Origin of the sequence: Paenibacillus amylolyticus, from assembly GCF_050990605.1 — a bacterium.
Classification (GTDB): domain Bacteria; phylum Bacillota; class Bacilli; order Paenibacillales; family Paenibacillaceae; genus Paenibacillus; species Paenibacillus amylolyticus_H.
In genome coordinates this window covers 726,932-737,365 of sequence record NZ_CP158832.1, presented here as the reverse complement: position 1 = coordinate 737,365, position 10,434 = coordinate 726,932, and the positions used below count along the sequence as shown (strand labels likewise).

Here is a 10,434-nt window from a genome sequence, read left to right as displayed (position 1 = left end):
GATCCAATCTTATCATATGTATTCGTGCCTTTCTAAAATTAAGTTTTATTGAATGTGTATACTTTACCAAATTCAAATTAGAAAATCAATACTATAATTTCGTAATTTTTATAAATTACAATCACTACAAAAGGAGAAGCCTAACGGGATTTACAGAAACTTATAGAATTATCACATTAACAATCACCTATTGCGAGTCAGAAATGGAGGTCATTATATGCCAGCATCCATGGATAAAGCCAAGAACTTTATATATGCTAATGGTTTGCTCTGGGAGCAAGCGTTTTATCTAATTTTACTCTCAACATTTATGGACTGAATGGTTCATATCTTCAAGAGGGGTTCAGAAACGTTTGTCGAATAATATTTGGTAGAATTGTAAGTTAAATCACTTGTTAATCCTAGACTTATCGAAAGCCGAGGGGAATACCATGCAAGAATTAACATTTATAAAGAATTATAAAAACAATGAAGTACTGCGCAAGAGTTTTTTCGAGCTTGCTGCCAACACGTTTGAGATTGATTTTGAAAACTGGTACCAACACGGATGCTGGGGCGAAAACTACATCCCTTTTTCATTTGTGGACGGAGATCAGGTTATTGCCAACGCTTCCGTTAACATCCTTGAGCTCATCATTCACGGGGAGAAGAAAAAAGCGATTCAAATCGGCACAGTGATGACACATCCCGACTATCGAGGGAAAGGACTATCCACTCGTTTAATGAACAAAATTTTAGAGGAATACGACAACAAGTACGATCTCATGTACCTTTTTGCCAATGAATCGGTCCTTGATTTTTACCCCAAGTTTGGTTTTAAGCCGGTGGAAGAACATCTTTTTTCAATGGATTATACGGCAAAAAAATCACCCAAACCTGCGAACATTCGGAAACTCGATGTTGCTAACGCGGATGATTTACATCTTATTCAGAAATTTGCATTGGAAAGACTGCCTGTTTCGCAACATTTCGGAACCGCCCATACTCAAGGAATACTCATGTTTTATTGCCTGAATGTCTTTAGTAATAATATTAATTACTTGGAAAACGAAAACGTCATTGTAATTTATCAGAAAGAAGACAATCATATTGAGCTCTTCGACGTTGTTAGCTTAAACAAAATAAATATGAAAGATATCTTGGATAAGATTGCAGATGAGTATACGGAGACAATAACCTTCCATTTCACACCAGATGCAACAGAACATCTCGTTCTAAAAAGTACCCTCACCAATGAAGGTTTATTTGTAAGAAGCCCTGATGAGCATCTCTACCCGGTGCAAGTTAAACATCCGATTACTTCGATCGCTTAATGACTTATGTAATATCCCACCACCAGCTAAACTTTAAAAAGATCAAAGAGGAGCAAGATTTCCCTGCTCCTCTTCGTTATGTGAAACTTCTTTCTTTCATTAAACGTAAATTCACAAGGTATAATGAAAACAGATGCCCGTTCAGCATGATCTTATCACAATCATAACGAAGGAGGGGACATTCGTGGCCTTTATCCCGTTAAACTGTCCCAATTGCAACGGTAGAATTGAATACAAAGAGGGTGAAATTTCAAAGTGCCCCTATTGTGAAACAGAGCTTTTATTGAAGCAAAATCATGTCTATTACGTGGACCAGACCATTAATCATTACCATGGAACGCCCCCTAAAGCACCGCTGAAGCAGACCGCCTCATTAAAGGTAATGCTGATACTGATGTTTGTCCTAACTGGCGCGATCGGTACATATTTTTATTATAGCAACAGCTCCACCTATTCAAATACAGAAGCCAATCTGCCTGTGCGAAAGATGCCCGAAAGCGAGGTTCTGCTCTCATTTTTGCGAGATATCTTTGATAAAGGGTCCGCCTTGCCAACAGAGGAGGAATTAGCTCGTATTCGCTATTTAACCGTAGAGCATTCGGAGAATGATCAGTGGAAGTTTACATATAGCCTCTCCGATCCCTTCAGCGATGAACAGGCCGAGAAGATCACTTATGTGACTCAGGACAAGAAATTGAATAGCCAGCGGATTGATCAGCGAGATTTTGAAGCTTTTACGGGACTGACGGCATTGGACCTGACAAATACCTATGAAATCTCCCAGACGGATCAAACCACTTTGGCCCATATGTCCGGATTAAAAAGTTATGGAGGCGCTTTTAACGAATCTTTTAGCAAGTTTTCGGGCTACTTTGGCGACAAGTCTAACATTACGGAGCTTACCACTCAGCTTCGCAGCAATGAGGAATTGGCCTTGCTACTGGAGTTTCCTAATCTGAGTTCTTTATCCATTACCTATGTGGATGAGTCCGTAACGGATTTCTTTCTGTTGAATCAACTGCCACTCAAGTCCCTGTCGCTCACCTTTGTCGATGAACTCGGATGGTTATCGTCCATGACCGGGCTGTCATCCTTGTCTATACAGCACAGTGAAACCACTGACCTGCAGCCGTTGTACGCCTTGACCCAGCTTCAGGAGCTTCATTTGTCCTTTTTAACGAATGTAAAGTCCATCGACTTTGTGCAAAATATGCCTGCTCTTCAAACGCTTGATCTCGAAAACGTAAACTTCTCAAGCCTGGAGCCCTTGGCCGGCAAAAACTCCATTACTACACTACGTCTGGCTTCACTAAGTCAGCTTAGCTCGGTAAAAGCCATAAACAGTCTGCCCTCTCTGCGGGAATTAACGTTGTCCGGTTATTACGAGAAAGCAGAAGTGCTGACCTTACCTAATGTGGGGCGAGTGGAAATCCCAAGCTCTTTTCTCCCCGGGCTAAAGGCCCAGGCTGCAACCAGTCTGACGCTCCGTGGCGGAAGCGGTGAATTGAACTTGGCGGCGCTGGGGAAATTTCCGAAGCTGGAGCAACTATCGCTCTGGGAGATCGATGAAATAACCCGTTTTGGCGCATTGGATGGCTTGTCCCGTCTAGAGACCTTAAACATTTACGACTCGTCACTATATAAGGAGAGCGATGCTTTATTTCGTTTGAAGCAGGTGAAATCTCTGATGTGCTCCGAGTGTAGGCTGAACTTTGAGAAAAAAACGGCCGCGGAGAATAACGTGCTTGAACATCTGACCCTAGAGCAGCCATATTTCAGCATAAACAACACCTCAGTTACTGAAGTTGACCAGATGATGTCTTACTTTGCCAACATGTCCGCTCTGCGTTCCTTCACTCTGCAAGACAGCAATTTGGCTTCTCTCGAATTCATGAGCAACTGGCAGGCCATAGAAGAGCTTCATCTCGAGAACAATGCCATTTCCAATATCGAGACCCTAAGCCAGCTGCCTGATCTACAAAAGGTATATCTATCCGGTAATGCCGTACAAAACAAATCCGTGCTTGGTACGGGTGTGCATGTGTATTAATTACCGTTTGGGATGATGGGAGTTTTAGACTACTGTAGTTAGTGGATGGTATCGGAACAAAGACAAAAAGGGTTCCCCTTATGCAGTTCTTCCTGCATGGGGAACCCTTTCGGTGTTTTAAGTCAAGTCAGAAGCCTTTAATTTAAATGTCGTAGTTATTCGAAGGACTGTGATCGATAACGGATTGCACGACTCGTTTAACCACGGATTTCGCGGCATCCTGGATGGACATTCCGCCGATCTCGTCCGCGTTAACTTCGATAAATCCTTTGCCCCCGATGATCTCTCGAGCTGTCTCAAGTTCGCCCTCACTGATAGAATCATGGGATACCAGTGAGATCAGGCCGGCGTCGTTCAACACCTTTGCCATCTCCGCCGTGCCGCGGAGCGTTTCTCCACTGACGCTCTCAAGCAGCATCGTATGGTAACCGGATGACATTAGTCGCTTCTCCACTTCCTTGGCGAGAGCTACCGTATCCGAGCCAGCAAACCATACCGTGAGCGGAGATTGTCCTTTCTGCTGGGCGCGAACATCTCTCGTGATCCCCGTATCCAGCGTGGCAAATCGGCTTTCTCCCTTCAGAGCTTGATCGATGACTCCGCAAGCAGACGTCATGTTGGTGACACGATCAATGAGGATAAAACCTCCGATGCTCTTATTGTGTTCAAAGGAATCGAAGACGATCTGATCCGACAGCGTGAATTCACACTTGGCCAATTCGTTCTTAACAATTTGATCGGCCGGAACGGTATGGCCCGTGTTAATGTCAATTTTATGGGTAATCGCCGTTACAGTGCCTGGAAGAGTCTTCGTTCCGACCTTTACCCAATAATGCTTGCCCGGAGTCAGGACGGAATCGTCCATCCACAGGATTGTAGAAGCGAAGCTGTCAGCTTCTTGGACTTGATTGTCCATCGTGAGCACGCAACCACGCGAGACATCAACTTCGCGGTCCAGTTGTATCGTAACTGGTTGGCCAGCATAAGCCGAATCCTGAGCTTGGTCCGTCACCAAAATCCGCTTAACCTTGGCTTTCTCCCGACTTGGCAGAGTCATGAGTTCGTCTCCGACCGAAATCTTTCCAGCCTCGATCTGACCCTGGAACCCACGGAACGTATGGTCCGGTCTGCTTACACGCTGAACTGGCATCATGAAAGGCTTCGTATCATCGGTAGTATGAACATCTATACTTTCCAAATACGGCAATAATGCTAACCCCTCGTACCAGGGTGCATTCGGCGACTGGGTTGTAATGTTGTCCCCTTCCGTAGCGGACACGGGAATGACCTGAATGCTCTTGATTTGGAATTCGGCCGTCGTTTGGATGAACTCTTCCTTGATTGCCTCGAACGTCCTCTGATCGAAGCCGACCAGATCCATCTTGTTCACAGCCAATACGAGATGCTTGATCCCCATCAGGGCGCAGATCCGGGCATGGCGTTTGGTCTGGGTAATGATGCCTTTGGTAGCGTCCACCAGAATGATGGCTAGATCGGCAAAGGAAGCGCCTACAGCCATGTTGCGCGTATACTCTTCGTGTCCCGGTGTGTCCGCCACGATGAAGGAACGATGAGACGTAGTAAAATAACGATATGCCACATCAATGGTAATCCCCTGTTCGCGTTCGGCCAGCAAACCATCCAGGAGCAGCGAGTAGTCGATTTTGCCGCCTCGGCTTCCCAATCGACTATCGAGCTCAAGCGCGCGTTCTTGATCGGCAAACAGCAGCTTGGCCTCATAGAGCATATGTCCGATCAGCGTGGACTTGCCATCATCCACACTTCCGCAGGTAATGAATTTAAGTAGACTCTTCATGTTAGAAATAGCCCTCCCGTTTGCGTCGTTCCATGCTTCCCGCCGCTTCTTGATCGATAACCCGACTGGTCCGTTCGGAAGATAACGCACCCAATGTCTCCTCAATGATCTCATCCAGCGTAACAGCATCGGACTCGACTCCGCCCGTGAGCGGGTAACAACCCAACGTGCGGAAGCGAATCTTCTTCATCTCTACCTTCTCGCCAGGCTCAAGCTTTATCCGCTCGTCATCCACCATGATGATATGCCCGTCACGATTAACGATCGGTCTTACGTCGGCGGAGTAAAGCGGAACGATATCGATGTTCTCCCGACGAATGTATTGCCAGATATCCTTCTCAGTCCAGTTGGACAGCGGAAAGACTCGAATGCTCTCTCCCTTGTTGATTCGCGTGTTGAACAGCTTCCACATCTCCGGACGTTGGTTCTTCGGGTCCCACGAGTGATTCTTGTTCCGGAACGAGAAAATCCGCTCCTTCGCACGCGACTTCTCCTCATCACGTCTTCCGCCACCGAACGCAACCGTGAATCCGTATTTGTCCAATCCCTGCTTCAGGGCTGTGGTTTTCATAATGTCGGTATATGCGGAACCATGGTCGAAGGGGTTAATTCCTTGTTGAATAGCCTCTTCATTGGAGTGCACGATCATCTCGATACCAAATTCCTTCGCCTTTCGGTCGCGGAACTCAATCATTTCCTTGAATTTCCAGGTTGTATCGATATGCATGAATGGAAACGGCGGCTTCTCGGGGTAGAAAGCCTTTAGGGCCAAGTGCAACATGACCGAGCTGTCCTTGCCGACGGAATACAACATGACCGGTTTCTCGCACTCCGCTGCTACTTCTCTGATAATGTATATCGCTTCAGCCTCAAGTTGATCCAGATGTGTTAATTCTTGCATGGCAAGGCGGCCTCCTTTTTAATCCTCACTAAAACCATCGTATTTATAAACTTATCCTATCAGATTCCATCTTTATTGCAAAGTGGAAAAAAGTAAAATTTATGATGTCTATGATTGAATCGACAATATTCAGCATTGAGTAGCGGTTCCTCCTATAATAAAATCGCCTGAACGAATGATTTGTGCTGAGCTGCAAATGGAATCGGAGGGACATGGAACTTGAAAAAGCTGCCGCCTGTAAAGTACAGACAGCTAGATGGCTTGCCCAACCTAGAGGCCCTGAACATTTACGACTCTTCACTATATATGGAGAGCGATGCTTTATTTCGTTTGAAGCAGGTCAAATCTCTGATGTGCTCCGAGTGCAGGCTGAATTTTGAACAAAAATCGGCCGCTGAGAACGGCGTGATTGAACATTTGACCTTAGAGCAGCCATATTTCAGCATAAACAATACCTCTGTTACTGAAGTTGACCAAATGATGCCTTACTTTGCGAAACTGTCCGCCCTGCGTTCTTCACTCTGCAAGACAGCAATTTGGCTTCTCTCGAATTCATGAGCAACTGGCAGGCCATAGAAGAGCTTCATCTTGAGAACAATGCCATTTCCAATATCGAGACCCTAAGCCAGCTGCCTGATCTGCAAAGGTTTATCTATCTGGGATGATGGGGATTTTTAGACTACCATGGATGATATTAAAACAAAGACAAAAAAAGGGGTTCGAGAATATATAAATACTCGAACCCCTTCTGTTTATGTTTCGCTTTCTAACCAACATCGCTACACTCCAGAGCGTTGCGGATTGACGTGCCAAAGATATGATACGGTGTTATCCCCTTTGTAAATAGACTATCGATCAGCTTGATCAATTCTTCCGACGATAGATCTTTGTCTCTGTGTATCCAAAGGCGAAACATGGATATTAATGTTGATATGTAAAACTCAATGATGTATGGTGCCAAGACATCATCTGTTGAAAAATCCATAATTAATCGCTCAAAGGGAATTTCTCTTTTCAACCGTTCCACAAAATGAACAGAACCATAGTCGCCCAATACAGCTTTAAGAACTGAAATTTCCTCTGCATTTTCCAAGCATTGAAGTGCATCTTGGAAAGTATGTGTAGAAATCTCTCTTCCTGCCATTTCTTCCTTGATCGATTTCAACATACGCTCTTCAACGCAGTCCAACAGATCATAGATATCTGTAAAGTATTGATAAAATGTACTCCGATTATATCCTGATTGGTTAGCAATCTCTTGAATGGATATCTTTTCGATTGGTTTTCGGCAATATAAATCACAGAATACATGTATAAATGTCTGCCTTGTTTTTTCCGTAATTTCAGGTTGCTTATTCATGATTGACCTCCATTTTCTGTTCCACCCGAGTATCCGACAGATATTAAAAATCTGATGGTTGATGACCGTATAGTGAATCAATACAATAACATTATACAACACGTTGTTGGATCATCAACAAGGATGAATATGAATATATAGGAGGCTAAGATGAGAATTTTATTTTTCGGTAGAGGTGTAATATCGACCCAATATGCGTGGGCTTTTGAACAGGCAGGGCATATCGTTGAGTTTTACGTTAGGAAAGGGAGGAAAGAAACGTTCGGAAGTCATATCGCGCTTGAAATGTGGGACGCACGAAGAGGGAAACAATTCATCCAAGAAAGCTGGAAAATCAATCTGCATGAGGAGATAAGCCCAAATTATGATCTCATTATTGCGAGTGTCAACACCGAGCAACTTCCCGAAGCAGCAAGAATACTTTCGACTACTGCTGGTAACAACCCGATCCTAATATTCAATAATATCTGGCAGGATTTAAAATCATCGATATTGCCCCTGTCTATGAACAATGTTGTCTTCGGGTTTCCAGGAGCAGGAGGCGGCATTGAGGACAACAGGCTTAGGGGCGGCTTTTTAAAAATGATATTTCTGGAGAAACCACGGGCAGGCACGGAACAAATAAACAAGAAAGTCAAAGAACTATTTGAGAGCGCTCATTTTAAGATCAATGGAATAAAGGATATGCAAAGCTGGTTATGGAATCACTATGCCATGAATGCGGCGATGGAGACCGAGGTGTTAAAACGGGGAAGTTTCCCAGCACTCTTGAATCATCGTGACTCATTCGCAAATGTCGGCAAGAGTATGCGAGAAATGAAGCCTGTTCTTAAAGCAAGAGGTGCAAAGATGGACGCGATTACTCTACTGTTGACCAAGATCCCATCGGCACTTCTCGGCCTGCTGTTTAACAAGGTTATTTTTGCAAAGGGCAGCTTACCACGACTTTTCATTGAATATAATAATAGTACGTCCAGTTTTGCTGTACTTGAAGTTGTGAGAGAAGCCAAAAAGTTAGGTATACCTTTGCCACGTCTTACCTTGGCATTAGAAAACACTGAACAACACACAGCTATTAAAAACGGATAAACTGGCAAAACCCTTCGCTGAATGAATTACTTTGATTATAACAATTATAGCCCGAACTCTAGAAGCTTCGGGCTAAGTAGCTATTTAAACAGGTAAATGTGGCTTCAAGACACTACTCTCTCACTAACATCGCCACCGACTCCACATGCACCGTATGCGGGAACATATCCACTGGCGTCACCTCAACCGTCCGATATCCGCCATCCTCCAGCACACGGAGATCACGTGCCAGCGTACTCGGATTACAGCTCACATACACCACGCGCTCCGGCTTCATCTCCAGAATGGTGTCCAGCAAACGAGGATCACATCCCTTACGCGGTGGATCGACAACGATCACGTCTGCTTCGATGCCTTGTTCTTTCCAGCGTGGGATAACGTCCTCGGATGCGCCAACTTCGAACTTCACGTTACGCATCTCGTTCAGGAGCGCATTGCTGCGAGCATCCTCAATCGCTTCGGGAACGATCTCAACCCCATATACCTGATCCGCATGCTGCGCGAGGAAAAGAGAGATCGTACCTATGCCGCAATAGGCATCAATTACGGTTTCTTTGCCGCTCAGTCCGGCGTACTCTACCGTCTTCCCATACAGCACTTCCGTCTGCACCGGATTCACCTGATAGAACGAACGCGCCGAGATCGCAAACTGCACATCACCGATATAATCGTAGATTACATCACGGCCCCAGAGAACGCGGGTCTCATCGCCAAAGATGACGTTGGTCTGTTTTTTGTTCACATTCTGGCAGATACTCGCTACATGCGGAATCGCTTCACGGATACTGCCAATCCATTCATCTTTGTACGGAATATCTCGACCATTGGTGACCAGTACGAGCATCATCTCACCTGTACGGAAAGCCTTCTTCACGACAACGTGACGCAGCAATCCGCGACCTGTCTCTTCGTTATAGGCACTAATTCCAAAATGACTGCCGATCTCCTTCACCTTCGCAACCACTTCGTCATTGTGCTCATGCTGAATGAGGCAACTCTCCATATCGATGATGCGATGGCTTCCTTTAGCGTAAAAACCACCTACCAGACCACCCTCGGTAACGCCAATCGGCACCTGTGCCTTATTCCGATAGCGCCATGGCTCGTCCATACCCATCGTAGGCAGTACGCGAATACCCTGCTCCGTATCTTCTTCGTTCATGACACCTTCAAGGCGAAGTCGAATACGATTGCTACCGATCATTTGCACTTCAGAAGTAGCCAATTCAGTTGTCTGATTCGCCTCACCAACTGAAGCGTCATTCTGCACACGCTGTTCGGCGCCCTCTTTATCTTCCGGCACGTTGGATGCCAGCGTTTCTGCATCCTCCACCATCACGTTCAATTTGCCAATGCGCTGCAAATTATCTACGACCAACTGGCGTTTCCACGCAAGCTGTCCGGCATAGCTCATATGCTGGATTTGGCAGCCGCCGCACTGATCGTAGATCGGGCATGGCGCGGATACTCGATCCGGGCTTGCCTTCACGATCTCAAGCAGTTTGGCGTAGCCGTATTGCTTCTTGGTCTTCATTACACGCACACGCACAGTTTCACCTGGAAGCGCACCCTGCACAAAGAGCGTGTATCCATTCGCACGACCTACACCCTCACCGTCATGGTTCATGCCAATGATGTCGATGACGGTCTCTTCATTTTTGCTAACGGGCAGTCCTTCGATAGGTGCAGATTCCCGCGCTCTCCCTTTTGGACGAACGGCAGAAAGAGATGCGCCTTGTGGTCGCACCTCTTTTCCCTGCTGACGTGGTGATGGACGAGATGATTGACTTGGCTGACGGGACGCTGAAGCGTTCCCTTGCCCTTGAGAGGCAGCCGAATTCCGGCGGTTTTTTCCACGACCGCTGCGGTTCGTATTAGACAACGTACATTCACTTCTTTCTTTTT

The 10,434-nt window shown here is 45.7% G+C and carries 8 protein-coding genes; 4 read left to right on the top strand and 4 right to left on the bottom strand.

The features are described 5' to 3' along the window. The first annotated feature begins 431 nt into the window (after window positions 1-431). Together ABTV53_RS03405 and ABTV53_RS03400 are read left to right on the top strand one after the other, a co-directional pair. Entirely contained in the window at window positions 432-1,313 is an 882-nt protein-coding gene (locus ABTV53_RS03405; protein ID WP_433750614.1) for a GNAT family N-acetyltransferase, read from the top strand. A 283-nt stretch (window positions 1,314-1,596) separates the two neighbouring features. Further along, window positions 1,597-3,363, top strand: coding sequence for a leucine-rich repeat domain-containing protein (locus ABTV53_RS03400; RefSeq protein ID WP_433750611.1), 1,767 nt, complete (start codon window positions 1,597-1,599; stop codon window positions 3,361-3,363). 142 nt (window positions 3,364-3,505) lie between these two features. Here ABTV53_RS03400 and ABTV53_RS03395 read toward each other — a convergent pair whose 3' ends face one another. Together ABTV53_RS03395 and cysD are read right to left on the bottom strand one after the other, a co-directional pair. Then, complete coding sequence (locus ABTV53_RS03395) at window positions 3,506-5,179, bottom strand: GTP-binding protein (protein ID WP_433750608.1); 1,674 nt, start codon at window positions 5,177-5,179, stop codon at window positions 3,506-3,508. A gap of 1 nt (window position 5,180) precedes the next feature. Next, window positions 5,181-6,080, bottom strand: a complete 900-nt coding sequence (gene cysD, locus ABTV53_RS03390; protein ID WP_253430176.1) for a sulfate adenylyltransferase subunit CysD — start codon at window positions 6,078-6,080, stop codon at window positions 5,181-5,183. A gap of 219 nt (window positions 6,081-6,299) precedes the next feature. Between cysD and ABTV53_RS03385 the strand changes: the two genes are divergently transcribed. Beyond that, window positions 6,300-6,638 (top strand): hypothetical protein, encoded by a 339-nt coding sequence (locus ABTV53_RS03385; RefSeq protein ID WP_433750605.1) that lies wholly within the window; start codon window positions 6,300-6,302, stop codon window positions 6,636-6,638. A 208-nt stretch (window positions 6,639-6,846) separates the two neighbouring features. Here the strand turns inward: ABTV53_RS03385 and ABTV53_RS03380 are convergent, their stop codons facing one another. Beyond that, on the bottom strand, window positions 6,847-7,440 hold the full coding sequence (locus ABTV53_RS03380) for a TetR/AcrR family transcriptional regulator (RefSeq protein WP_433750602.1): 594 nt from the start codon (window positions 7,438-7,440) through the stop codon (window positions 6,847-6,849). 150 nt (window positions 7,441-7,590) lie between these two features. Here ABTV53_RS03380 and ABTV53_RS03375 point away from each other — a divergent pair, with 150 nt between their 5' ends. Then, window positions 7,591-8,529, top strand: coding sequence for a ketopantoate reductase family protein (locus tag ABTV53_RS03375; protein WP_433750599.1), 939 nt, complete (start codon window positions 7,591-7,593; stop codon window positions 8,527-8,529). 112 nt (window positions 8,530-8,641) lie between these two features. On the opposite strand, the gene rlmD is transcribed toward ABTV53_RS03375, so the two are convergent. Then, entirely contained in the window at window positions 8,642-10,411 is a 1,770-nt protein-coding gene (rlmD, locus tag ABTV53_RS03370) for a 23S rRNA (uracil(1939)-C(5))-methyltransferase RlmD (protein WP_433750596.1), read from the bottom strand. Window positions 10,412-10,434: the final 23 nt, after the last annotated feature.